Origin of the sequence: Pseudarcicella hirudinis, from assembly GCF_900115665.1 — a bacterium.
GTDB classification, from domain to species: Bacteria; Bacteroidota; Bacteroidia; order Cytophagales; family Spirosomataceae; genus Pseudarcicella; species Pseudarcicella hirudinis.
Genome location: NZ_FOXH01000022.1, coordinates 1 through 26,995, shown reverse-complemented (window position 1 = coordinate 26,995; position 26,995 = coordinate 1). Strand labels below are relative to the sequence as shown.

The 26,995-nt window shown below is 39.5% G+C and carries 17 protein-coding genes and 1 tRNA gene; 5 read left to right on the top strand and 13 right to left on the bottom strand.

Translation table 11 applies throughout. The features are described from left to right. Positions 1–186 precede the first annotated feature (186 nt). The 11 genes from BM179_RS24115 to BM179_RS24065 all read right to left on the bottom strand — a co-directional run bounded on the left by BM179_RS24115 (position 187) and on the right by BM179_RS24065 (position 17,707). Positions 187–2,700, bottom strand: coding sequence for a glycoside hydrolase family 95 protein (locus tag BM179_RS24115; protein WP_092019719.1), 2,514 nt, complete (start codon positions 2,698–2,700; stop codon positions 187–189). A 154-nt stretch (positions 2,701–2,854) separates the two neighbouring features. Further along, positions 2,855–4,957 carry a rhamnogalacturonan lyase family protein gene (locus BM179_RS24110; RefSeq protein ID WP_092019718.1) on the bottom strand — a complete coding sequence of 701 codons (2,103 nt, stop codon included), beginning with the start codon at positions 4,955–4,957 and terminating at the stop codon, positions 2,855–2,857. Between the two features lie 418 nt (positions 4,958–5,375). Next, positions 5,376–6,863: a RagB/SusD family nutrient uptake outer membrane protein gene (locus BM179_RS24105; protein WP_092019717.1), complete on the bottom strand. Its 1,488-nt coding sequence runs from the start codon at positions 6,861–6,863 to the stop codon at positions 5,376–5,378. A 44-nt stretch (positions 6,864–6,907) separates the two neighbouring features. Then, the gene (locus tag BM179_RS24100; protein ID WP_092019716.1) at positions 6,908–10,087 is read right to left on the bottom strand and encodes a SusC/RagA family TonB-linked outer membrane protein; all 3,180 of its coding nucleotides are present in this window, start codon (positions 10,085–10,087) and stop codon (positions 6,908–6,910) included. 947 nt (positions 10,088–11,034) lie between these two features. After that, positions 11,035–11,688, bottom strand: coding sequence for a redoxin domain-containing protein (locus BM179_RS24095; RefSeq protein ID WP_092019715.1), 654 nt, complete (start codon positions 11,686–11,688; stop codon positions 11,035–11,037). A 136-nt stretch (positions 11,689–11,824) separates the two neighbouring features. Continuing rightward, positions 11,825–12,415, bottom strand: coding sequence for a redoxin domain-containing protein (locus tag BM179_RS24090; protein ID WP_092019714.1), 591 nt, complete (start codon positions 12,413–12,415; stop codon positions 11,825–11,827). A 20-nt stretch (positions 12,416–12,435) separates the two neighbouring features. Continuing rightward, positions 12,436–12,508 (bottom strand) — tRNA-Cys (locus BM179_RS24085). Positions 12,509–12,567: 59 nt separating this feature from the next. After that, positions 12,568–13,113 carry an RBBP9/YdeN family alpha/beta hydrolase gene (locus BM179_RS24080; RefSeq protein ID WP_092019713.1) on the bottom strand — a complete coding sequence of 182 codons (546 nt, stop codon included), beginning with the start codon at positions 13,111–13,113 and terminating at the stop codon, positions 12,568–12,570. Between the two features lie 160 nt (positions 13,114–13,273). Then, positions 13,274–14,194, bottom strand: coding sequence for a hypothetical protein (locus tag BM179_RS24075; RefSeq protein ID WP_092019712.1), 921 nt, complete (start codon positions 14,192–14,194; stop codon positions 13,274–13,276). A 592-nt stretch (positions 14,195–14,786) separates the two neighbouring features. Beyond that, on the bottom strand, positions 14,787–15,917 hold the full coding sequence (locus BM179_RS24070; RefSeq protein WP_092019711.1) for a formylglycine-generating enzyme family protein: 1,131 nt from the start codon (positions 15,915–15,917) through the stop codon (positions 14,787–14,789). Between the two features lie 161 nt (positions 15,918–16,078). Next, entirely contained in the window at positions 16,079–17,707 is a 1,629-nt protein-coding gene (locus tag BM179_RS24065; RefSeq protein ID WP_092019710.1) for an arylsulfatase, read from the bottom strand. 781 nt (positions 17,708–18,488) lie between these two features. Between BM179_RS24065 and BM179_RS24060 the strand changes: the two genes are divergently transcribed. Together BM179_RS24060 and BM179_RS24055 are read left to right on the top strand one after the other, a co-directional pair. Continuing rightward, a complete protein-coding gene (locus tag BM179_RS24060; RefSeq protein WP_092019709.1) occupies positions 18,489–19,715 on the top strand; it encodes a sterol desaturase family protein in 1,227 nt (408 codons plus the stop codon). A 61-nt stretch (positions 19,716–19,776) separates the two neighbouring features. Then, complete coding sequence (locus BM179_RS24055) at positions 19,777–20,736, top strand: sulfite exporter TauE/SafE family protein (protein WP_092019708.1); 960 nt, start codon at positions 19,777–19,779, stop codon at positions 20,734–20,736. Between the two features lie 82 nt (positions 20,737–20,818). Here the strand turns inward: BM179_RS24055 and BM179_RS24050 are convergent, their stop codons facing one another. Together BM179_RS24050 and BM179_RS24045 are read right to left on the bottom strand one after the other, a co-directional pair. Beyond that, a complete protein-coding gene (locus BM179_RS24050; protein WP_092019707.1) occupies positions 20,819–22,084 on the bottom strand; it encodes an aminotransferase class V-fold PLP-dependent enzyme in 1,266 nt (421 codons plus the stop codon). 117 nt (positions 22,085–22,201) lie between these two features. Continuing rightward, entirely contained in the window at positions 22,202–23,533 is a 1,332-nt protein-coding gene (locus BM179_RS24045) for a vanadium-dependent haloperoxidase (protein ID WP_092019706.1), read from the bottom strand. A gap of 503 nt (positions 23,534–24,036) precedes the next feature. Between BM179_RS24045 and BM179_RS24040 the strand changes: the two genes are divergently transcribed. The 3 genes from BM179_RS24040 to BM179_RS24030 all read left to right on the top strand — a co-directional run bounded on the left by BM179_RS24040 (position 24,037) and on the right by BM179_RS24030 (position 26,694). Next, positions 24,037–24,813, top strand: a complete 777-nt coding sequence (locus BM179_RS24040) for an alpha/beta fold hydrolase (protein WP_092019705.1) — start codon at positions 24,037–24,039, stop codon at positions 24,811–24,813. Between the two features lie 164 nt (positions 24,814–24,977). Further along, positions 24,978–25,616 (top strand): CBS domain-containing protein, encoded by a 639-nt coding sequence (locus BM179_RS24035; RefSeq protein ID WP_229633028.1) that lies wholly within the window; start codon positions 24,978–24,980, stop codon positions 25,614–25,616. Between the two features lie 202 nt (positions 25,617–25,818). Beyond that, a complete protein-coding gene (locus BM179_RS24030) occupies positions 25,819–26,694 on the top strand; it encodes an NAD kinase (RefSeq protein WP_092019703.1) in 876 nt (291 codons plus the stop codon). Positions 26,695–26,995: the final 301 nt, after the last annotated feature.

Genomic DNA, 26,995 nt, shown 5'->3' with positions numbered 1-26,995 from the left:
AAAGCAAATAGAGAGACACTAATCCAGTGTCTCTCTATTTGCTTTTATCTGTATGTTACAGCGTATGAATGAGATTTTAATACTGATTACTCATACGAAACACTTTTACCTATGAGACTTCTTAAAAAAAACATCATTTATTTATCTATGTTCCCTCTATGCCTATGTGATTGCAATGGTTAGAGGTTATTTTGAAGAAATCAAATACGTTTTGCCGGCTTCTGTATTAAGATCATACTCAAATGCTTCTGATTTTGAACCCGTTGATTTGAATTGGTTTTCAGGGATTTGATAGAAAGAATTGGTGTTTTTGCCTTTGGCAATATTTAATTTACCAGGGTTTGATTTTTCAAGACTGTTCTGTAATCTGATTCTGCAATTTCCGCCATAAAGTGACTTTACTTTCAGACTGGTGATTTTCTTGTTTTTCCAGGTAATGTCCAGTTCAAACCCACCTCTCGCTTTTAAGCCTTTTACGGAACCGTCTTTCCAAACATCCGGAATAGATGGCAAAAGATTAATCACACCGTCATGACTTTGTAATAACATTTCTCCGATTCCGGAAGTACCTCCGAAATTTCCGTCAATCTGGAAAGGTGGGTGGGCACAGAAAAGGTTCGGATAAGTTCCTCCTCCGGTGGAGTAATTTGTACCTTCCATCCCGGTAAGTTTTAATAAGTCTCTTACCAGTTTGTAAGCATGATTTCCATCATGAAGTCTTGCCCAGAAATTAATTTTCCATGCTTTACTCCATCCGGTTCCGTCATCTCCTCTGAGTTCGAGTGTACGTTTGGCTGCTTCTGCAAATTTTGGCGTATTAAGCGGAGAAATCTCTCTTCCAGGATGTAAGGCAAAAAGGTGAGAAACATGGCGATGTTGTGGTTCTCTGTCTTCCCAATCTTTATACCATTCCTGTAAGTTTCCTTTTTTACCGATTTGCAGCGGGAAAAGCTGTGCTTTCTTGGCAATCAGCTCATTTCTGAATTCCTGATCAATATTCAGTTTTTCTGAAGCTTCAATGACATTCGTAAACAAATCCCAGATTAAAGCCATATCCATTGTTGTAGCTACTGAAACATCTCCTGCATACCCTTTTTCTGTGACAAAAATATTTTCAGGAGTAGTGGCAGGAGCAGTAACCCAATAGCCGTTTTTATCCTTCACTAACCAGTCAGAACAAAATAAAGCGGCATCTTTCATAATCGGATAAGCTGTTTCTGAAAGATATTTTTTATTTCCTGTAAACTGGTAATGTTCCCAGAGATGTTGTGAGATCCATGCACCGCCTACAGCCCAGTTTGCCCAGCTTGGAGAGCCTTTTCCCAGGTCTCCGACCGGATTGGATGTTGCCCAGATATCTGAGTTATGATGAACCGTCCAGCCTCTCATGTTGTAAAAATTCTTCGCAGTAGCCTTTCCGGTTTTTGCGATATTCTTGATTAATTCCAGGAAAGGCTGATGCATTTCTGAAAGATTACACATCTCTGCCATCCAGTAATTCATCTCTGCATTAATGTTGGTGGTAAAGTTTGAGCTCCACGGCGGTCGAACACTCGCATTCCAGATACCTTGCAGGTTAGCCGGAACACCTCCCGGTCTGGAAGAAGAAATCAGCAAATAACGGCCGAATTGAAAGTATAATGCCTCCAGTCCTGAATCTTCAGCGCCATCTGTGTATTTTGCCAGTCTCTCGTCAGTTGGCAGATTAACCGCAGGATTGTTGTTGAGATTCAGTGAAACTCTATTGAAATATTTCTTATAATCAGCAATATGAGCCGTTTTCAACGTTTCAAAATTGAATTTAGAAGCAGATGAAAGATAGCCTTTTGCTAATTTTAATTCATCTTTTCCTTCGCTGTCGGGGCATTTGTCAAAGCCATTAAAACTCGTTGCCGCTGAAACCAGAATTACGGCTTCCGACGCATCTGAAATGTTAATTCCTGCCTCTGAACTATTGGTTTTGCCATCGGTTGACTGTACTTTAATAATCAGAGCAAAGCGCGTTCCCTTACATCCTGTAGGATCTTCATAAATGATCGGTTCTTTATTGTAACCTACATAATTCGGATCAGTATGAACAGGAGCTTTTCCTTTCATCAGGATTTCATTGGCAGACAATTTACTGTTTTGGAAATGCAAAGGACTTTTTGTAGAGAGGAAGACGTTTAAGGCACCCTTTTGACTGGCTTTCAGACGAATAGCAATTACCTGACCAGGAGCAGAGACAAACATTTCTCTGGAAAAAAGTACCTCTCCAATCTTAAATCTGGTGGTAGAAGTAGCATTCTGAATATCAATATCACGATAATAATCAGTTGGATTGCCTGAAAACTTTTGTTTTAAGAGCAAATCTCCAAGCGGTTCAAAAGACTCGGTGTACAATCCCTGAATTTTCGTGGTAAGGTCATGAGCTTTTTGATAATCTTCATTAAATAAGGCCTCTCTGACCTGAGGCAGATATTTTGAAACTCCGGGGTTAGGGTTAAGGTTGGCCGGCCCGCCTGACCAAAGTGTTTCTTCATTAAGTTGAATCAGTTCTTCGTCAACTTTTCCGAAAATCATGGCACCGATTCTTCCGTTTCCGATAGGAAGTGCTTCATTCCAGTTCCTTGCAGGCTGCTTGTACCAAACTTTGAAATCATTCTGGGCAAATACAAAAGTTGAGATAAACAGGAAAACTGCTGTGTTTAGTAGTTTCATGAAAATTTAAATTATTTTTCAGGTTAAATAGAATTAAATGCTTATTCCGATAAAAGAATCTGAACAACCGGAAATACTCATTCATTCTTTATAAAAAGGTATTTTATTTCCGATAATTAATGCCCCTGAATTTACTTCTGATTTGCACCCGGAACTAGTTTTTTACAATTTTTACGGTTTTTGTGCCTTTTTTGCTATTTACTTTTACGAGATATATCCCCGGTTTTAATTTAGCTCCGGCTTCATATTGCTCTTCTGCTTCTCCGGTTTCTACATTTTTGCCAAGCTCATTAACAATTGTGTAGGAAAAATGCCCTTCTGTTTTAATGGTAAAGGAATGATTACCGGGATTTGGAAAAACCAGAGAAAAATCACTTTCAGGGATATTTGATGTTGAATTTCCCTGATTTTGTGAAGCTTTTCCCGCAATCTGAATAACTGGCTGAGGAGGAGCTGACATGCCATCTCCCAAATAAAAACCCGGGTGAGGAGGTTGATTGTAAGCAGAATTCTGCCAGGCTATGGCTGCTCTGTATTGCGGATCGTGCATGAGGGTGTAAAAACGATTATTGGCTGGCAGGGTAGTGGTGAAGATTCTTAATGCAGAATTATCTGTTTTTCTCAGAATCACTTCCTCTCTCCAGTCGCCGAGAATATCTGCACTCAGTGCCGGATTAGATTTGGTTCCGTTATTTGAAGAACAATCTGTGGCCGTAAAAATTCTGTTGGTAGTATTGTTGTTATAATCCCACTTATCGATATGGTTGCCATCCAGTAATTCTCTGCTGAGATCGGCATCCCACCAGACTGCAAAATTAGTTGAGCCTGGCTTGACGTTAGAAATCTGATTGCCTTTGCAATCATATAAATTGCCAACAGCCCCCCAGCATTCATATCCTTTATGACGAGGATCTATATCAATGGCAAGGCATCTTCCTACATCTTTGCCACCTCCTGAAACACCCCAGACAGGAACGCCGGTAAGGGCATTTCTGAATTCCAGTCCATAAATGCCGTATTTAGCAGGTTCTTCATGACATTGCCATATTTCCTGACCCGGTACATCAGGATCCATATCTGTCATATGAAGTGCGTCTCCATGTCCGAGACCATTGGAGTATAACCCTGAGCCATTGTCATCAATGGCACTCGCTCCGTTGAAAACCTCATCTTTTCCGTCATTATCCACATCACCAATAGTCATCTGATGATTTCCCATCGAAGCGTAAGCACCGTTCCCCGGGGTATTGCTGTCAAATATCCAGCGGTTGGTCAGTTGACCGTTTCTCCAATCCCAGGCCACCCTTACCAGTCGGGTGTAGTACCCGCGACCCATTACCAGACTTGGTCTGTGACCATCCAGATACGCTACAGCGGCAATGAACCTGTCCACCCGGTTGCCATAATTATCTCCCCAGGAAGCCACAGTACCTCTTGCCGGAAGAAAGTTGGCAGTTGCCATGGCCGCACCTGTCTGTCCGTTGAAAACGGTAAGAAATTCAGGGCCTGATAAAACATATCCTGCCGTAGTTCTGTAATCTGCTGCTGAATCTCCGATCATTGTTCCAATGCCGTCTTTTGTACCATCAGCTGTTTTACAGGCAATTTCAGCTTTTCCGTCAGAATCAAAATCATAGACCATAAACTGTGTATAATGTGCTCCTGCTCTGATATTTTTTCCTAAATCTATTCTCCAGAGTTGTGAGCCATTCATCTTATAGGCATCCAGGTAAACATTTCCGGTATATCCGCTTTGAGAATTGTCTTTGGAATTGGAAGGATCCCATTTTAGGATAATCTCATATTCACCATCTCCATCCAGATCGCCCACACTGCAATCATTAGCATTATAAGTATAAGCAACTCCGTCAGGTGTGGTACCTCCGGCCGGGATTTGCAGTGGAATTTCCAGGTATTGCTGATTCCAGATTGTCGCAGACTCGGAAAGGGTTAATTCTACCCCGTTAATGACAGGTTTCAGAGTATAAACATTGCTGGAAGAAGTATTATCAATAAAATTGGTAGTATTGATAATCGGAGTGGAGTTGATTTTAATATTTCCGCGATAGAGGTTAAAACTAATGCCGGAGGGATCATTACCCAATAAGCGCCAACCGATATAAACCTGTGAATCATTGGTTCTGACTGCTATCATACCACGGTTGAGTTTTTCCATCAGACGCTGTGCGGAAAGCTGACTTTTCCCTGTTAAAAGAAGAATGCCCGCAAGAATTAAAATAAGTTTAGTGTTTTTCATGACTGTTAAAGTTGTGCTGAAAAATAAGGTTTATCCTGTTTTAAAGATTAACGGGCTTTTTTATTCAATTGAGCTCAAGGAGCATGCTTTGTAGAATGTAGTTTGTAATTCGGATCAAAAAAAACTTTTGTTGTTGTATTTTCTAAAAAATCAATGTCAGGATCCGTATAGTTTTTCAAACGGCAAATCAATTGAACAGTTAAGAAACTAGGTATCTATAGGCTGAACAATAAGGCGAAAACCTTTGGGGAAATCGCCTGAAAGCATAACCTGAGAACGATGAGTAATTTCCCATCATTGCAGATTACAGTTTCAACGCCGGAAAACTCCTTTCAGAGATTTGGGTTGAAACTGTAACTCATTTTTGACAAGAAAAGATATTCGAAGTTTAAAGGGGCGTGAGGTTAAACAGTATCTGTTAGTATCCGGGATTTTGCTGCCAGAATCCGGGATTTATCAACATCTCTTTTTGAGGAATCGGATAATATAAATCAGATTCACTGATTGGTCTGGCCATTTTGTAAAGGTTTCTTTGGGCAAAAGCATTCATCACTGTAATCGCTCTTCCGGTACGGACCAAATCATGCCAGCGAAGTCCTTCCGCCACAAATTCGATGCGGCGTTCACTTTCTATCGCCAGTCTGAAATCTTCTTTGGTAGCAGGTTTGATGACTGGAGCTTTTGCAAAAGTCCTGATCCGGTTCAAAATGGCAACGGCTTCAGCAGTCGGACCACTTTCCTCATTTAGAATTTCCGCATACATAAGCAGCACATCATTGTATCGCACAACCGGAAAATTAGTCGGATAATCTCTGTTATTACTGATGGCTGCCCCTTTTTCTAAAAACTTGGTGAATTGGATTCTTTCTGAAAGCCTTTTCCCTGCAGCATCTGAATATCCGGAATCAATTGAAGCCTTGAAACGAGTATCATTAATGGTATATGAACGGAGTAACTCACCGTCTGGCTGGCCATCAAAGCCGTCTGTCGGCTGTTGCGTTGACCATTGCACAGGATATTGGAACGCCTGAACGGCCGGGACCTGACTCCCCAATCCAAGCCCGCCTGATAAATATTGTACCTCAAAAGGATTTGATTTATTTTCTCCGGCAACTGTAAACAAATCTCTGTAAGTGGCAGGGAATGCAAAAAACCTTGATTCCTGTGCCATAACATCTGCCAGTTCCTTTTTAGCCAGACTTAGTTTGTCTGTCTGTTTTAAAGGGTATCCGGACATGGTCAGATAAACTCTTCCCAGGACAGATTTGGCTGCATATTTGGTAGAACGGCCTTTGTCTGCCGCTGCATAAGTTTCCGGTAAATTATCGACTGCAAATTTCAAATCCTCAATTATTACCTTGTAAACCTCTTCTTTGGAAGTTCTTGGTGTTTTCTTTGCTTCATCAATGCTCAAAGGTTTTAAAACCAAAGGAACATCTCCCCAGAATCGTACCAGATCAAAATAAGCGAGTGCTCTCAGAAAACGTGCTTCAGCCTGATAAGCTGTTACTTTGGCAGAATTGAATTTTACGGCATTGTTAATGACCATATTGGCCCGGTATGCAACAGCATAAAGGTTTGTCCAGGCAGAAGCAAAAGCTCCGGTTTGAGAAGTGGCCGTAAAGAAGCCAATATCTGCCCAGTCTCGTTGGGCACCTCCGCCATTTATTTCAAGGGTATTGTCTGATCGAACTTCCGACAAGTACCAGTTGGAACTTACCGGAATAATCATATAGGCATTATACACTGCCATAACGGCCTGATTCATTTGATTTTCATCTGCATAGAAATCGTTCGCCGTATTGTTGGTAAGCGGACTGATATCTATCAGGTCTTCTTTACAGGAAAAAGTAAGAGAGGTTGTTCCTGTTAAAAGAATGTATAAAAGTATTTTTCTGATATTCATTGCATTAATGATTTAATAGAAAGCGTTTCATTTCGAAACCTGCCTTAGAATGTTAGATTAATCCCGAGAGAATAGGTTTTTGATTGTGGATATCCACCGTAATCACCACCGTCAGTTGCAACAGGAGACTGGGCTTCCGGCGTATATCCACCAGTATATTTATGCCAGATAAATGGGTTTTCCACCGAAACATATACACGGGCATAGCTGAACCATTTCATTGGAGGTACCATGTAAGACAATGTGATATTTTTTACTCTCAGGTAATCTGAGCTGTAAAGCCAGCGGGTGTCATAGTAAGAACCTGTGGTAGCATAGTTACCTGGAATGATGCCATTTCCCGGCTGTTCAGGTGATTGCCAGCGATCTGCCCAGGTTGCCAGTCTGTTGTACAGCGATTCTGAAGTAGATCTGTCAATGCTTCTGCCGATCATCGAATAGATTTTCCCTCCTGTCTGAGCATTCATCAGGATGGATAAATTGAAATTCTGGTAAGTAACATCTGTTTTTAAACCATAATAGAATGGAGCTTGCGGATTTCCTACAATGGTTCGGTCATTGTCGTCAATTTTACCATCATTGTTAACATCACGGTATTTGGAATCTCCGGGAAGTGTTTTAGCCATGTGCGGACTGGAATCTACATCTGCCTGATCTTTGTACACACCAATTACGTCATATAACTTGAATGAACCGATTGGCTGCCCGACCTGAATAATTGAAGTAAGTCCGCTGAAACCGGTCGGAATAGGGGTGTTGTCATTGCCCAGTTTTAGTACTTCGTTGGTATTGTAAGAAACATTAACGGTAGTATTCCATCTGAATTTGCCAATTCTTTTCTGAGTGGAAAGGCTGAGCTCGAGTCCCCGGTTAAGAATGTCTCCTACATTTTGCCAGCTATTGGTAAATCCGGTAAGGGAAGAAACCGGAGCATTTAAAAGCAGGTCTGAGGTGGTTCGGCTGTAATAATCTACACTTGCCTGGATGCTGTTGCTGAGAATCCCGAAATCAAGCCCCAGGTTATAGCTTTTATTAGTTTCCCAACCCAAATAAGAGTTTTCGAATGAAGTAGGAGCATAACCTTTGATAACTGCCGCTGCTCCGCCAAGGTTATAGTTGTAGTTTCCAAGCAGCGCAAATTGGGCATTATCAGGAATCCGGTTGTTTCCTGAAACACCATAACTGGCTCTGAGTTTCAGATCACTGATAAAATTTACATTTTTCATGAAATTCTCGCGACTCACTTTCCAGGCAGCTGCGGCGGCCGGGAAAATGCCCCACTGATTGGTATTTCCGAATTTGGAAGAACCATCACGGCGAATACTGGCTGACAACAGGTATTTGTCTTTGAAATCGTATTGAACTCTTCCGAAATAAGAAATCAAAGCATTTTTACCACTGTAAATTGTATTGATCGTCGTCGTTGCTACGCTGATATCAAAGAGATTCGACCAGTCATTTGGAAAGTTGTTGGCTCTTTGCTGACTTGAGTTAAATTTCGTAGTCTCAACGGCATAACCCAGTAATACCGAGAGATCATGTTCTTTCCCGATTTTTTTATTATAATTCAAAGTTCCTTGTCCGAGATAATGATATGTTGACCCCTGAGAACGGTCTGAATAGGCTGTTCCGGCAAGATCGGCACGCAGGGCAGTTGACGGAACCCATGTGTCGTCAATGTTTGAGTATATATCTGCTCCGCCGACAATTTTGAAAACAAGGTTATTGGTAAGATTAAAGTCCAGATATACGTTTGCATTCAGTTTATTACGGGTCCGGTTAGCAATGACTTTTTCCAGATAACCAATCGGGCTGGCATACCGGCCGGACCATTTGTAAGTAGGAAGTCCTCCGAGTCCTGCATAAGCGCCTACACCTTTGTCACTGATAGGAGGTTCGCCAATGGCTTGCATACCGGCACGGTCTTTCCCATCCGTTTGTCCGGAACCTGTTCTCCATTCTATAGATGGTGCCAGAGTCATACCGAATTTTAAAACCCGGTTTACTTTAGAATCAAAATTCGCTCTCAAAGTAGCTCTGTCATAACCTGTATTTACGACAATTCCTTTTTGGGTAAGATAACTTCCCGAAACACTGTAGTTTGTATTGTCTTTTCCTCCTGAAAGAGTAATCTGGTAGTTATCCAAAGAACCGGTATTTCCAAAGAAAGCATCATTCCAGTCCACATAATCCAGGCTGTCGGTACCATAAGCCCAACGCGGGTCATACATATAGGTTGCATTGGCATTGGCAGAAGAAATCGGCCCTGTAATTTTTAATTCTGCAGCTCTGAATTCCTGAGAATCACTTGCTTTATAATCCTTTTTGTCTGTTTTTCCTTTATCAACCCATTTCTTATCGATATCGGCTTTTCTGAATTCAATCCATTGCTGCGGATTCATCATATTGAGCCTGCCTTCTACCCTTGAAAGACTCTTTGAAGCATTGAACTGAATGCTAAGTTTACCTTGCCCGCCTCTTTTGGTAGTAATTAAAACAACACCGTTAGAACCTCTTGAACCATAAATGGCAGCGGAGGCAGCATCTTTCAGAACATCAAGTGTTTTGATATCTCCCGGATTTAAACCTTTTATGTCATCTACCGGGACGCCATCTACCACATAAAGCGGGTCATTTGAAGAATTAATAGAACCTGTTCCCCTGATTCTGATCTGAATATCGGAGCCGGGTTCTCCCGAAGTTGTACGCACATCCACGCCGGGAAGCTGACCCGCCAGTGCATTTTCGAGCCTTGCAACAGGACGATCTTCGATATCCTTAGCTCCTATACTGGCAGTTGCACCAGTGAGGTTATTGCGTTTTACCTCTCCATAACCAACTACCACCACTTCTTCGAGGGATTTGGTATCAGCGCTGAGAACAACCTTCAGGTTTTTCTGATTACCAACAACAATTTCCTGTGTGATATAACCGATAGAAGAGAAGATCAGTACAGACTTTTCATTGGGGACTTTGATGCTGAAGGAACCATCAGCTTTGCTGGAAGCCCCTGATTTTGTTCCTTTTACAAGAATGTTTACCCCGGGAATCGGCTCATTGTTCTCTGTGGAAACAATCGTTCCGGTAACGATCAGTTCCGCCGTCTGGTTTCTGTGGGAAAGATGATTACCTTCCGCCAGTACCCGAAATTCATCACCCGCCGATATGCAGAGGAAAATGCAGGCTGATAGTAAGAGTTTGCGAAAATTAGTAAAGAAGTGCATACATATTAATGGATTGAAAATGTTTGATTTTTTGAAAAAAACTCAATAAAGTAACAGCGGACATTTCTTGCGAAATGACCAAAATGATAAAGGATAAACCTTTTCGGGAATTGATCTTGATTTGTTTTTTTAGATTTCTAAAAGCATGCTGCCAAAACTTCGGCCGGATCGGGGGTTATATTTACAGGAATTGGTTAACAGATTTTTTTATGTACCAAAATTAAATGAAGGGTTCACCTAAACCGTCATGTGTCATCCTGTTAGTACAGTATTTTCTTAGAATAGTTCAATTTATATTTAGAAGCTTTGTCTTTTTCCAATAGATTCTGACATCTTTTTTATTATTGAGAAGCATTTTTCTGAAATATTTTTCCAGACCGATGATAGAAATCCTTTTTTTATGAAAATACTTTGTCAAAATGGGATTAATTCTCTGTTTTTATAACCGGGGTATGGAAATTGATGTATCTTTCGAAGAATAAATTGTGTTAAATACCCATACGAAGCAGGATGGTATTTACCTTAAATATGATTTAATTTGTGATTTATAAGAATATTTTTGTGATTTGGGATAGAATTGAGAACACCTTTTCCCGGAGACCAAAGGATATCAGAGGAAATAATTTGTTATGTAATTAGTAGTCAGTATATTATGGAATATATTGCCGATTTGTTAAATTTGTCCTCTTTTATACAACGAATGTCAGCCTGTTAAAGGCTCAAAGATAACAAACATACGAAAGTATGTTTTGTGTTAGATAAATTGGGTTTTGATGTTAAAATAGCCGAAGCTTTTCGGCTATTTTCATTTTACATAAAACAGGAAGAAAACGGAAGGACTGTAAAATGAAAAAGAGTAAAGGCAAGGCCTATACTCTTTATATATAAACTTTGATTAAATATTCAAGGCAAGGTAATCTAAACGATTTTTAAATTCAGGCCGTATTTCAGGCAGCTAAACTATATTTTACAGAATACGGTATCTGGTGACAGGCACTGAATACCGCTCCGAGCATTTCTGTTGCCGAAAAAGGACGGCTGAAATCAGTATCTACTGAGTGATAAACGATTTTCCCATGCTGATTCAGCACGTAAGTGGCAGGTGCAGGGACATCTTCGGAAATACCGGCAATTCTTTCCCAAAGGGCTACTTCTTTTGTATAAATACCGAATTGCTTTGCCAGTAAGTTGTTGGGATCAGCCAGTAAGTTAAAAGGTAATTCAAAATGACCGGCCAGTTCAAGCGTATCCTTATATGAAGCCTGTACAACTACCAGTAAATTACCGCCCAAAGCCAGAATTTCGGCATAAGACTGTTTAAGCGTTTGAAGATGTTTTAAACCATATTCATTCCAGCCACCGGAAAGAAAGCTGATAGTCAGTGGTTTATTGTCAATAATCTGTCTGATCGTAGGATTTGAAAGATTGAATTGTTCCGGGACATTTTGCCAGATGCCGGAGTCCTGAGGAATGCTGAGTGAATTTATTCTGGCACCTGTCTTAAGCGGAGATAATTTCGGCATTTCACCTTTAAATATTTTTACAGGGAAATTATAATCCCAGAGTATGTTCGATTGGTATGTGTTGTAGTTTGTCTTCATGTTTCCGAACTGTTTTATTTGATACCAGATGAGGTTGTTTTAATTTGCTGATACAAAGGTATAAATATAAAACTATATATCCTATAAATTTTATAGACTAATTTTTAATATTTTAAAATTATCTTCAGCACCGGGCTTAATTACGAAGATAGACTTTGATAAATGCTTCGAGTTCGCGGATTGAAAAGAAGTTATCGAAGTCTTCGTCCACAAAATCGTGAATAATAAGCCTGTTTGGCATAATGATATAGGTTGCCGGAAGAGGAACCTGTTCACTGATACCTGTTGTTCGTTTCCAGATCGGATAGTTTTCTGAAAATATCCCGAAAGACCTGGCTATCTGGTTATTCTGATCATAACAGATATTAATGCTCAGTTTGTATTTCTGTGTCAGTCTGGAAAGATTCTCAGGACCCACATTGGTCAGGATCAATATTTCTGCTCCGATGTCTTTAATTCTTTTATGCGCTTTTTGAAGTAATTCCAGGTGAATATCTCCGTAACTGCTCCAGGAAGGAGAATAGAAACTGAGAACCAGCGGACGTAATCTGATAAGCTGACTTAATTTGAAATAGGGTAAATTTTCAAGTGTTTCCGGTAATTTCTGCCAGCTTCCGTTTGCTTTTAAAATAGTAAAATCCGGTGCGGTATTACTTGCCTGTAATGCTTTGGGACGAAAGCTTTTCAGGCCATTTCCGGAAGAAGGCTCAATTTTTTTAGTTTGCATAAGTTGATGAAAAAATGAAGAGGTCACTGGCGGACTCGAACCGCCGTGTGAGGTTTTGCAGACCCCTGCCTAAACCAACTCGACCAAGCGACCTTATGCCTTAAAAATGTATGTTATGCTGCCAATAAATGAATGACCTTTGACATCAATTTTTAAAACCTGATACTAAAATTTTCAGTAAAAATATTTTTTCCTGCCTGCCAGTCTCCCAGACCTGAATGTGCATTAATGTGCCCGAAATCGCCAATGTTTATAAAATGGCTTCCCCAGCTTTCAGCAAAGAATTCAGCTCTTTTGATGCTTGAATATTCATCATTGGTACTGGCAACTAAAATTGTCGGGAATGCTATTTTCAGGGTTGGGACAGGGCTGAAATTCTTAATTACTTCCGGGAAATTATCTTGTTCGGCATCTGCCGGAGCAACTAAGAAAGCTCCCTTTATTAAGTCGGATGAATATTTTGCAGCCCAGTGCACTACTGTCAGACACCCCAGGCTATGAGCAATCAGTATCGTAGGCTCTGTCAGATTTTGTACCTGATTCTGCAGATTTTCAACCCATTCGGTTTTTTCCGGGTTTTCCCAGTCTCTTTGCTCCAGTCTGCTGAATTTTCCTTTATACTGATCTTCCCAGATAGTTTGCCAGTGGGCAGGGCCGGAACTTCCGAACCCCGGAATGGTTAAAAAATGGTTTATCATTTTAAAAAAGCTTTGTTTAACGAATTCTCAATATACTAAGCGGCCGTCGTCAAACAAACTCAAAAGCTAAGCAAATCTGATATTTTCGTTAAAATCAGATTCAGTGTTAAAACCGGCACCATAATTTTTTATGCTCAGCAAAAACGCAGGTGCCGGGGTACTATTTATTAGGTTCAGAAGAAGACTTAATATTCAGGTAAGCACTTTTATTATCGCTTACTTCACCCAGCGATATAAAACCAAGCTTGTTTGAAAATGCCTGCCCTTCTCTTTGTACCCATGCAGTGAATCTTTTCAGTTCCTGATTATTGCTGTTTTTGGGTGTAATGAAAAATACTTTTTCTGTTGGAATGGATTTCGCCGAAGGGTTTTTCTCCAGGTAACTTACCAGTAAATCAAGATTTTCATAAATCTGTTCATCTTTGTCCAGTTTCCCGTTACTATTCAGATCTATCGGAATGACTGAAAAACCTTTCAGGGGTGATCTGGTCTGCAAATCGTAGATAAAGCCAAGGTTATTGTATGTAATACCAAGAGAATCCCGCCTGATTGCATCCAGCAGGTGTTTGTCATCTCCTGAAATCCCTTTTCCGACAATATTATCGGCATCATTCCCAAAATATTTGGCGAAAGTAATGGAAGAACAAACCTTGCTTGCCCGGGTATATACCTGAAAATGCGCCTGAGATTTATCCTGTTCCAGGTCATCTTCAGCATCTTCGAAGAAAACCTTCTGAAGGTCTTCCTTTTTAATGCCTTTTTTCAGCGTTTTCTGCGCAAGGAGATTTTTCTCACTGGCAACAGGTAACAGGGCAAAACGGGAAACGGTGACTAAATCCTTATTTTCATCGAGGATTGATTTCTCCGGATAATGTGCAATGATGGTGACATTTACGCTGTCATTGGTCTTGGTTAATAGCCTTATATTAGCATTCGGGTAAGTTTTGCTGTATTCTGCAATCCATTTCTCGATTAAAGGATAAGTAAAACGAGTACCACTCAGATACACATGACTGGATTGCTGCGCAAAGGTTCCCAAAGCTAAAAGCAGGAGGGAAAATGTTAAAAATCTTGTTTTCATCGGACCAGTATTTTCTTTTCAGGAAACAATGATATTGCCTGAATCATAGAGTTTGATTTACGTAATTAGAATTGATCTGAACAGATAATTTATTCCTCAAGCGAAAGTATGCCAAACCGGAGAACCGTCAACCACCGACATTTCAGGCCGGTTCGACAGTACTATCGCTTGAAAAACTGATTGTTTCCTTTCAGACCAATATGGTTTTTTTATATGTAAACAGGAGGGGACTGCTGCGGACAACAGTAAAATTGAAAGCCGTACACTACCACCTCCTGGGAATTGCGAATGTTAAATGTCATGGAGCAAATTGTTTTGCACTCAATCATTTGAAAAAAGATATTCAGTCGTACCATGCTGGTGGTTAACCTGGAACTTCTGTTGGATTTTATAATCCTATAATTTCTATAGACAAAGATGGTTTAATGTTTTTATAAATCCAAATTATCGACAGGGAAAAAATGTATTTTATTTGAGAAAAATATCGGAAACGCTGTGTAGAAATAAGAACGAAGCAGATTAGAGATTGCTAATGTTTCCGGCTTCAGAAACCTTTTTCAAAGAAATATCTGAAGCCGGCCGGCAGCTGAAATTATAAGGTCTTTAATTTTCCCTGATGAGATGGTTGAGCATCTTTAACACAGCGGAACCCCAGGTTGTTACTGGCGCTGCTTACTTCTCCTTTTCCACGACTTCCGGCTTTATAACGAATGCAGTATTGGTCACTGCAAAGGAAAGACCCGCCTCTCTGTACATGTTTAACAGCTCCGGGTTCTTCCGGATCGTAGCTATCGGCAGGGCCTTTTGGATTAGAAGAAGCACTTTTTTGATAATAGTCGGGTCTGTATAAATCACTGCACCATTCCCAGACGTTTCCATCCATATCATAGAGTCCTCTTGCATTTTTGGGAAAGGACTTTACCGGGGCCAATTCTCTGAAACCATCTTCTGCGGCATTTGCATCAGGAAAATTTCCCTGAAAAATGTTTGCAACCCATTTGCCTTTGGGTTTTAATTCATTTCCCCAGTAATACTTAGTATTGCTTCCGTTTCTTGCCGCAAATTCCCATTCTGCTTCAGTCGGAAGGCGCTTTCCTGCCCACTTTGCGTAAGCTGCAGCATCTTCATAGCATACCTGTACAACGGGTTCATTTTCTTTACCTTTAATCGAACTTCCGGGGCCTTTGGGCTGTCTCCAATTGGCACCAGCCACATATTTCCACCATCGGAGAGGATTATTCAGGGGAACCTTTTGCCGGGGAGGAGAAAATACCGCTGAACCTGAGACTAATTTTTCTATCGGAACATCAGGATAATCTGCCGGACTTAACGGTCGTTCTGCAACTGTTTTGAATCCCGTAGCTTTGACAAACTTTGCAAACTGGGCATTGGTTACCTCATGCTCATCCATCCAGAATCCATTTACCGAAACCGCATGAATTGGTCTGGAATCCGGAAAATCATTTGAGCCCATCTGAAAAGTTCCTCCGGCAATCCACACCATTTCTTCATTGGAACCTGTTGTTGTCTGTATTACCTCTGCCGATTGTAACAATGCTTTTCTTGAAGAAGGGGCTTTGCAAGTAGTACAATTCACCTTTTTATCGCCTTTATTTTCTGAAACAGCGGTGTTCTCTCCGCTTTTTTGCTGGGGAGTGCAGGCTAAAAACTGTGAAAAAAGATATGTTTTGGCAAATAACCCAATTAATTTTCCGGACTTCATTTCAATTTGTTATAATGGCAGTTGATAAATAAGAAGTAAAATTGAGAATAAGGTTGAAAAACTTCAAGTGATATCCCGATTTATTTCTCTGAGTTGTTACTGAAAAGATAAAAGTACATTGTAATTGCGGAAAGAAACTCTTTTCTCTTCAAATGTCCTGATCAATTCTTTTTATTGGTTGGTAAAAGCGGGGTGGCGGGTTTTATTTTGTCATAGTCAACCACACCGTTTTCATTGGCCCATTTGAAATAAAGTGCAGCAAGATCGTCCACTACTGATGGAAATCTGGTCGCCAGGTTTTGGGTTTCTCCTCTATCCGTTTCTAAGTCATACAACTGCCATTGATAAGAGGGGAAGATTGAAACCAACTTCCATTTACCTTTTCTTACGGCCCTGTTTCCTGCTCTTTCCCAGAATATTGGCTGTTCTCTTTCAAGTTCTTTGCCTTCAAAAAGTAAACCTGTAAGGCTTTTACCCGGTAATGGATTGGTTTGAATACCATTGTAAACAGCCGGATATTTTGTGTCAGCTAATTCATAAAAGGTAGGAGCAAGGTCTATCAGATGGGCCGTTCCTTTCACCAAACCACCAGCTTTGATTTTCTTAGGAAACCAGGCAATAAAAGGAGAACTGATTCCACCTTCATAAGCGAATGACTTGAATGAACGAAAAGGAGCGTTGGAAACGAAAGACCAGTTTTTCCCTTGTGATTCAAAGGATCCTGAAGTTCCTACAGGTCCGGTATTTATTCCCGCTTTTCCACCCCAATGCTCTACATCTTCAGCCGGAGCCCCATTGTCTGAAATAAAAACGATTAAAGTATTTTCATCTTTTTTGAGTCTTTTCAGTGTTTCAAGTAATTTTCCGACTCCCTGATCTACCCGATCTAGCATGGCAGCATATACTTCCATTTTGCTTTTCCAGAGCTGCTGTTCTCCGTAAGTCAGGTGTTTCCAGGCCGGAACATCAGCATCCCTTTCGGCAACTGATTGTCTGGCATCCAAAAGACCTGACTCCTTTTGACGGGCAAGGCGTTTGGCTCTGATTTCATCCCAGCCTTTGTCATACAACCCTTTGTATTTTGCTATGTCTTCCGGTAAAGCCTGTAAAGGCCAGTGAGGCGCTGTATAGGCCAGATAAAGGAAAAAAGGTTTGCCGGTGTTGTTCTGATCATCAATGAACTTTACGGCATGATTGGTTATTTCATCTGTGAGATAATAAGAATCCGGTTTAGGATGCAGTTTTTCATTATTTTCGATAAGATTTACCGGATATTGTCTTCCCAAAGGAATAGAGTCGGTGTTGAAGTAATTGGAAGCACCACCGATAATGCCATAAAACTGATCAAAACCTCTTTGGTTCGGCCAGCCGGATTTGTCGTTTCCAACATGCCATTTTCCAGACAGGAATGTACTGTAACCCGCTTGTTTGAGAACTTCCCCGAAAGTCAGGGATTCTTTGTTCAGATAACCCTGATAAGGAGGTAAGCCAAGATTTATATCAAAATAACCGACGCCGGCTTTATGCGGATATTGTCCTGTAATCAGTGAAGCTCTGGTAGGAGCACAGATGGAGTTATTATAAAACTCCCTGAACCTAATCCCTTCGTAAGCCAGTTTGTCGAGGTTCGGTGTGTGAATCTCAGAACCATAGGAGCCAAGGTCAGAATAACCCATATCATCCACCATAATCAGGATGATGTTAGGCGGGACATCTTTCTTTTTCTTTTGAGCATGCGAAGCAAAACCTGAAACAAGAATAAGCAGCAATGGCATGAATTTTAATTTCATATTCAAAAAAGTAAATGATTCAATATTTTAAATTTATGATATTTAATTGGAGATTTTAACCCTTCCGGGATTATTATCTGATGAGAAAAGAAAGGTTCTGGTAATAGAAGTCTCTGCGACAGCCCGTCAAATTTTAAGAATTGCCAACCACCGACTTTCCTTAGAGATTTGACAAAGCTGTCGCAGGAGACTACACGTTACCGTTAGAATTTTATTTGAGTAAATACCGTCGGGAGAGATAAGATCTGATTTTCCGGATACTGAAGTTATTATCCTTGTTTTTCAAAGGACTGCAATTTCAGAACAACATCGGTCAGGACAGAAAAGACCATATTTTACCACCCCGATCGCAGTATATTGACCGGTGTATTCTGTATAAATCATAGTTTTTGTTTCTGGACTTTAAAACTAAAATTCTTTAAAATCGGATCATGCCAGTGGTTAACAGATTCGATGATGAGTTTGATAATTCTATTAATTCGATAGGCAAAGTTGTTTATAGGATTTTAATAATCCAAATAATTTCTCAAAAAAGATATTTTCGATTGCTTCCGAGAAGTTTTGAGAAGGCTTATTTCTTAATTATTATACACTGTATTACAAAAAGATAGCTCTGAGAGGCTGTAATGGCAGAATATGAAAAATATTTTCAAATATCCTATAAAGTTTATAGGTTTTATATAGTTTATCATTTAGTTTTGCCGGACCGATAGGAAACGACTATCAATTTTACATACTTCAAAACATTCCAAATAAAGAAGAATCCATAAATATTAAAGCTATGAATATTAATTATATAGCCTTTGCCATTCCGGTTTTTCTGATTCTGATAGGAATCGAATTTTTGATTTCCAGAAAACAGGGCAAAAAATTTTACAGTTTCAATGATACAATTGCCAATTTAAATGTGGGCATTGCCGAGCGTTTGCTTGATGCCCTGACATTAGGAGTATTCTATTTTGTGTACGATTATCTTTATCAGCATTTTGCTGTTTTTCATATACAACCCAGTATATTGTCGTGGGTAGGTTTATTATTGATTACTGATTTTCTCTGGTACTGGTATCATCGGCTTGGGCATGAAGTAAATCTGTTATGGAGCGTTCACGTAGTGCATCATCAGAGTGAGGAATTTAATTTTACCGTTTCAGCAAGGATTACTTTGTTTCAGGCAGTTGCCCGTACATTTTTCTGGTCGGCATTACCTATTATCGGTTTCAATGCTGAAATGATAACTACCATATTACTGATTCACGGACTGTATCCCTTTTTCATTCACACCCGTACAGTAGGAAAGCTGGGGATTCTGGAATATATCATGGTAACTCCTTCCCACCACAGAGTTCACCATGCCAATAACGAAAAGTATCTTGACAAGAATTACGGAGATATGTTCATTTTCTGGGACAAGCTTTTCGGAACTTTTGCGGAGGAAACGGAAGAACCGGTTTACGGGCTGACCAAACCACTTCACAGTAACAGTTTTCTGTGGCAGCATTTTCACTTTATGCTTGAAATGATTTATGCTTTCAGAAGTGCAGAAAGTTTCAGTGATAAATTGAAAGTGTTATTTGGAAAGCCTGAAATCATCAACCCGGATTTTCGCCGGGAACTGGAGGAAAAGTTTGTCATTATTAAAAGGAAAAAATCTTCCTCAAGCAGGCGTTTCAGAAATTATGTAATCATTCAGATGATTTCTGTACTGATCCTTTTGTTTACCTTCATTTTGTTTGAGCATTACTTTGAGTTGATTACACAGGTGCTGATTTCACTTGTTATTCTGATCACCCTGGTCAACTGCGGAGCTATTCTGGAACAAAGACGCTGGATTTTTTATCTGGAATATATCCGCTGGTTTTTAGTGATGCTGATCGGGTTTGTATTTTTCCCTTATTACATCAATTTAATCTTTATTTCCAGTCTTCTCGGAATAACGGTTCTATATTTCCAAACGCTCAACCGTCAGTATTTACGATATATCTATGGACTTCGGCAAAGGAGTTTTTAATTCCTGAAACAGCTGTAATAAATCTCTTTTCTACCGTCAGATTAATTAAAATATAACCAATATGGAAAACGAACAACAAATAGACAAAAGTTTAACCACAACAGCCATTGCCAGAATCAATGTTTTTGAAGATAAATTAATGTGGTTCATTGCGATTGTAATTTACTCGGTTATTGCAGTGCTGTTTTTTGGAGAGCAGAGACTGATTAATCTGGCGCATGAAACATCAAACTGGCTGGGCAAAGATTTCTATTCCTATCTCGCAGTTGGTCTGGCAGCCCAACTGGTTGACGGCACTTTAGGAATGGCTTATGGAATAACCTCTACTTCCTTTTTACTGGGTATCGGAGTACCTCCGGCGTTAAGCAGTACAAGTGTTCACGTTTCGGAGATGTTTACAACCGGAGCTTCTGCAGTTTCTCATTATAAATTCAAAAATATCAATAAGAAATTGTTTAAAACCTTGTTAATTCCCGGTGTAATAGGGGCAATGAGCGGAGCTTATTTACTGTCAGAAGTATTGGACGGAGATGTTATTAAACCGTTTATTTCTATATATATGTTTGTATTGGGCCTGGTGATTCTCCGCAAAGCTATTCAGAAAAATGTTCCTAAGAGAAAAACGAAGAAGGTTGGTCTTTTGGCAATTTTCGGGGGATTTATGGATGCCATCGGAGGGGGAGGCTGGGGCCCGATCGTTACTTCAACCTTGTTGGGGCAGGGGAGAAATCCGAGATACACAATTGGTTCGGTGAATGCTGCGGAGTTTTTAATTACCCTTTCAAGTGGGATCACGTTTTTGTGGTTTGGAGGTGTGAACAGCTGGCAGATTATTCTGGGATTGGTATTGGGAGGAATCATTGCGGCACCTTTTGGCGCAATTTTAATTAATAAAGTTCCGCGCCGTCCATTAATGATATTAGTAGGCTCTGTCGTAATATTCCTGAGTTTAAGGACAATCCTGAAAGCCGAAGCAGATTTTATTGAATATTGGAATAATTTGTTGGCATTATTTTGCTAAGTCATGTTAGATTGTGGTTATAAAATGGGCATCCTGCTGGGAGGCCCATTTTTGTGATATTTCTGCAAAAATGTCTGAAAAGTTATCCTGCAATTTCATGTAATGCTTTTACAAACAGGTCAAGTTCGGCGGTGGTAGTGAAAATATGAGGTGTTACCCTCACTCCGTGAACATTCGAAAAGTCAATGGCAACGGTAAAGATTCTATACTGGTCGAATAAAATCTTAGCCAGGTCTTTAGGGCTTTTTCCTTCCACACCTACATTGGCAATGGCGCAATGGCGTTTTGGATCCAGAGGTGTGTTGACAATGATTTTAGGGTTTTTTCTGACTTTTTCGGTCCAGTAATTCTGAAGATATCTTAATCGGGCTTCTTTTTGAGAAGCGCCGATTTTCCGATAGTATTGTATCGCATCACGAATAGCGAGGTCCGTTGCGACAGGATGAGTGCCTGTATGGTTGAGTTTCCTTATATCTGAGTCTTCAAACCCGAAATCTCCATATATTTGCCATAATTTCTGAATTTTATCTTTTCTGACATACAGAATTCCGGCACCGAGAGGCGTTCCCAGCCATTTATGCAAACTGCTTCCATAGTAATCACAGTTTCCAAGATCGGCCAGTTTAAAATCAATTTGTGCAAATGCATGAGCTCCATCCACCATGACTTCCACATTATGTTTATGAGCCATTTCCACGATTTTCTTTACTGGCAGAATGTGACCGGTAACATTAATCATATGGCAGACCATCAGCAACCTGGTTTTAGGTGTAATGGCTTTTTCATAAATTTCCACAATTTCTTCATCTGACTGCGGATGATTTGGAATTGAGACGATTTTATTAACCATTCCGTGTCTTTTTGCCTGAAGGCTGAACATATCAAGCATTGCACCATAATCCTGTTCTGCCATCACAGCTTCATCTCCTTTCTGCCATTCTATTCCTGCAATGATAGTATCGAGCGATTCTGTGGTATTTCGGGTAATAATCAGATTTTCATAGGAACATCCGAGCAATTCTGCCAGTTGTTTTCTGGATTCCAGTTTATCGTTTACCTGCTGCGTTCGCATATAGTAAGACGAAATGGAATTAATCTTTTCAAGATGCTGCTTATATTTTTCCAGTACCTCGGTTGAAGTCAGGGAATAATAACCGTTTTCAAGCTGGATAAAATCATTTGTAACCGGATAACCCTTTCTGATTTGTAACCAGAAGTCTTCTGCTTCGGCTAATTTTAAGGGAGAAATACTTGATTTGAAGGATTCAAACGGATTTTTTTTGATTTGTGAAAACGCGGTGATTCCGCTTAAAACCTTAAGAAATTGTCTTTTTGATAAATCAGGCATTACAGAGTAGTTTGGTTGGAAGTATAAGAGTAAGTTAAGAATTAATCCATAAAAAAACAGCAATAACTCCATGAATTTGAGATTATTGCTGTTCTGTTATTTTCTGAGACGGAATAACTATTTTTTAGTTTTTATCCTGGAAACAATCCATTTTCCAACGTTTTCTCCCTGTTCGTTACCAACATCCAATGCCTGTCTAAAGTGGATTCCTCCATAAAGGCGGCTGATTGATGCCTCACGGGCTGCTTGTCTGAAAGAAGTATATTTTCTCACAGGCAGGCCATACGGAATTTCAGTAGAATCGCTGAAAGCCACATTATCACCAAACATTGAAGTCAATGCTTCGGCGGCAGCATTAGAAATTACAGAGTGTCCAGAAGTATATTCCGGAAACGGAGGAGTTTGTAATACAGGCAGCCAGTCTTTGTCAACTTTAGCATTGATAACGGTCTCAGGACGAACTTTCTGTGAACGGTATTTTTCATCCCAGCATGAAATAAATCCATCGAAAACAGACATAGAAGTCAATAAATAAGCTTCAGCAGTCTGCATATAATCAGATTTGGCCTGACGGCTGATCTGCGAGGTAATTCCCATCCAATGACCACCCGGAGACAGTTTCTTGGTAGCAAACATGGCGTGGCCTGTAATATTCATTTTAAAAGGATTACAATCCCAGAAATTGGCAATATTTCTTTGTTCCTGTGTCAGGTTTTTAACCGTATTATAAATCTCCATTACCTGATTATAATAAGGAGAGCCTTTGGTCATATCATAAGGATGAGGAGCCGGAGGAGCAAACTGAGAAGCGGTATCTAAGGTTAACGGTCTGATTTTAAACCAGTTTGGCTCAGCGGCATCGAAATAAGCCGGAGGCGTCGGAACCCAGGTACCCTCTTTGTTTGTAACAGTATAACGGAATCCTCTGGTTTGCTTATAATTATCTTTTCCTGAATATTTAATGATTGAAGCTGCTACCGAATCTCCGAAAGCGATAGAGCGTTTATACACATCGTCAGGCACTCCTATTGTCTTATATTCTTCCCATAATTTCTTTTCAAAGTCTTCATACAATTCCTGTGCAAATGTAAGTTTCTGACCAACTTTTAAGAAAGCCCTTGTTGATGCCAACGGATAACAATATTCTTTTCCGGCTTCAGGTGTGGCTACTTTTGAAAAACCTTTGAGCTGACCTACCATTGAACGGTATTTAGGATAACCCGGAACAGCTGCTTCGTAAGCGGCAAGACTTGCATAAACATATATTCTGCTTGAAACAGGGGGGGCGAAAATATCATGAATGATTGATTCTGTAACCTGAAGCTGTGTTTTTCTCAAAAACTCAGGATTAGCAGCTTCCTGCTGAAAGTTAGGATTACTCTTTTTGCAACTTATTACAGAAATAACAGAAACTGAAAGTAAAATAAAATTAATGAGGCTTTTTTTCATTTGGTTAGTTATTCGATCCAAGCGTAAAATTACAGAATTCACTGCTCAAATTTAGCACTTTTATCATTGGTTTTTTCTTGTTTTTTTATAAATAAACCGTAAAATAATTACAGAATCGATATTACAGGTTACAATTATTCTTCCGGGTTATACAGTAATCGGGAATTTAATATGCTGAAGACTTACTGAATTACAGATTTTCAGAGAAACCTTTAAAGTAAAAGTAAGTATGAAGAAATGGAGGAAAATTGTACTATTTTTAGAATCGTTATCTGTGGTACTTTCATGATGTAAATCAAATTGCTTGTTAAGAATTTGTAAAGAATGTCAATGTTAGAGAATAATTGTTTTGTTGTAATTTATTGATTTATAGTTATTTGTGTAATTTAAAGGTCATTTTAATATTAAAAAAAAGTTTTTTTGTAAAAACTCATACCCAAAAATTAGCATATTATTCATAGTTTTTTTATTATTTTGCATATCGAACAACAATTCTTAAAAATATGAACTATCAAATACGGGAAGGAAACGGCTACAAGTACATTGACGAAGGACAAGGAGATACTTTGTTACTGCTGCACGGACTTTTCGGGGCTTTGAGCAACTGGGAAGCTGTTATTGAACATTTCAAATCACATTACAGGATTGTTATTCCTATGATGCCAATTTATGAAATGCCTATTCGGGAAGCTGGTTGTGAAGGTCTGACGGAGTTTATTGAAGGTTTTGTAACGTGGAAAGGATTAAATGATCTGACCGTCTTAGGCAACTCTCTGGGAGGCCATGTCGGTTTGATTTTTACCCTTCGTCATCCCGAATTGATAAAGCGTCTTGTTCTTACCGGAAGTTCAGGTTTATTTGAGAACAGCATGGGAGGTTCTTATCCAAAGAGAGGTAATTATGCGTATATTAAGGAAAGGGTAGAATATACTTTTTACAGACCGGAGACTGCAACCAAGGAATTGATTGATGAGGTATTCGAAATAACAAACAGCATTCCGAAAGCCATGAGAATTGTGGCTATTGCCAAATCGGCTCAGCGGAACAATATGGCCAAAGATATTGTTAACATTAAAGTTCCGACTTTGTTGGTCTGGGGATTAAATGATACCATTACTCCGCCACAGGTTGGTTACGAGTTTAATCGGTTAATCAGTAATTCAGAATTATTTTTTATTGATAAATGTTCACACGCTCCTATGATGGAACGTCCGGAAAGGTTCAATGAGATTTTAGGTGAATGGCTTGAAAAAAATCCGATTTATTTGGAAGTTGTCTGAAAAAGAGTAATTTAGTTTAATGTTTAAGCGTTGTAGGAATGAAATTTGCTGATTATTGTATATTCAGCCTTAATCGCTAAAAACAATCGGGCTGCGCTTTTTCGAGGCTTCCGGTAGTTAAACTAAAAACCACTTATATGATTGCTGAGGAATTATTAAACCCAATGTTACCTGTTCTAAAGCCCACAGATACAATCGGACAAGCTTTAGACTGGATGGATGAGTATCGCGTAAATCACTTAGTGTTGACTAATGGTTTGGAATATAGGGGGTTAATTAGTCATGATGTGCTGCTGGATAATAATGAGGAACTTCCGTTGCTGGCATTACAGCCTATGTTTGAAGAAGTTTTTACGTATCCGCATCAACATTTATTAGAAGTATTACCATTGCTTCAACAATACGAACTGGATGTAATTGCTGTATTGGATGAAAACAATGGCTTTATTGGTACCATCTTAAATAAGGACGTACTTAATACTTTTGCCAAAAGCCTTGGTACTTCAGAAGCAGGAGCAATCCTGGAAGTTGAAGTGGATGACAGAAGTTATTCCTTATCTGAAATCAGCCGTCTGATCGAATCAAATGATACAAAAGTAATCAGCAGCTATTATTCAGGAGGTTCAGAAGATAATGATTTCAGGAATATATTAACGCTTAAACTAAATCGTAAAGATATTACAAGGGTTGTTGCAACACTGGAGAGATTTGGATATGATGTGAAATCAGCCTTTGCCCATTCTCCCGTAGATAGCCCTGATAAAGAGCGATATGATTTATTAATGAAATATCTTGATATTTAAATAGAGAGACCACCCGAAAGGTGGTCTTTTTTAATGTCTGTAAAATCCTGATTAGTGTCGGAAAAATCCAAAGAAGCTACCTCTTACAAAAGAAATAGAAAGAAAGAGTATCCAAAATTTGATATTTCTCAATCTTCTTTTTTCTTTTGCCCTAAGAATTAAACAGAACTTTCCACGGTTTTATAAATCGTGCCAGAATATGATGCCAATAGCCATTCACGGGCGAATTTTTAATGAGTCAGCCAAACCTTTTGTACAATCAATGTTTGACGAACTGGCCGAAAGATCAGTCAATCTGCTGATTTCTGAATCCTACCAGAATTTTCTCTCCGAATCAGGTATCAATTATTCCAATGCTTCTTTTTATGACCCCACAGATGGTTTTGTTGAAGCTGATTTTATGCTCAGCCTTGGCGGAGACGGTACTTTGCTGGAAGCAGTTACGCATGTGGGTAAAAATGAAACACCAATTGTTGGGATTAATACCGGAAGACTGGGCTTTTTAGCCACGATTCCACCGGATAAAATCCGGGAAAATATTCAGGAATTACTGACCGGAAACTATGAAATTGAGAAGCGGAAACTGGTTAGTATTGAGTCTGAAACGGATATTTTTGGAAGAACCAATTTCGGATTGAATGAGCTTGGGATTATGAAAACAGATTCTTCTTCCATGATTGTAGTGAAAGCCTATCTGAACGGAGATTACCTGAATGCTTACTGGGCTGATGGTCTGATTATCTCCACTCCAACCGGCTCAACAGGATATTGTATGTCTGTCGGCGGGCCTTTGGTAATGCCGACTTCTGATATTTTTGTGATAGCACCAATGAGCCCGCATAATCTGAATGTACGCCCGCTTGTGGTATCAAGTGATGCGGTACTTACTTTTGAAGTGGAAAGCCGGAGTAAAAACTATCTGATTTCTCTGGATTCCCGCTCTAAGGTTGTGGATAGTACTGTTAAAATCACAATGAAACAGGCTCTTTTCAAAGCTCATCTTGTCAAAATGCCGGAAACGAACTTCCTTTCTACCTTACGAAGTAAATTAAACTGGGGATTGGATGTAAGAAATTAAGTCGAAAAAAAGGCCTTTTCGAAGATCAACGCAAAAACTTGCGGAGTTATAGATATCAGGCATATAATTGGATTAGCCTGATAAGGGGACAATCTGACTCACTTAACACTACAGAGGGAACCCACCTAAGATTACTGCACAAGCGATTGTGCAGTAATCCCTTTTATTCTTCAATTATCAGCATCTCTGTATTTTCTTACCATAAATCAAAAAATCTCTCATTTTATCATGAAAAACTCAATAAAGTGAATCGTAGATTTTGGTATTTTAATTTTTAAACAGAAATTCACTTTTGATAAGT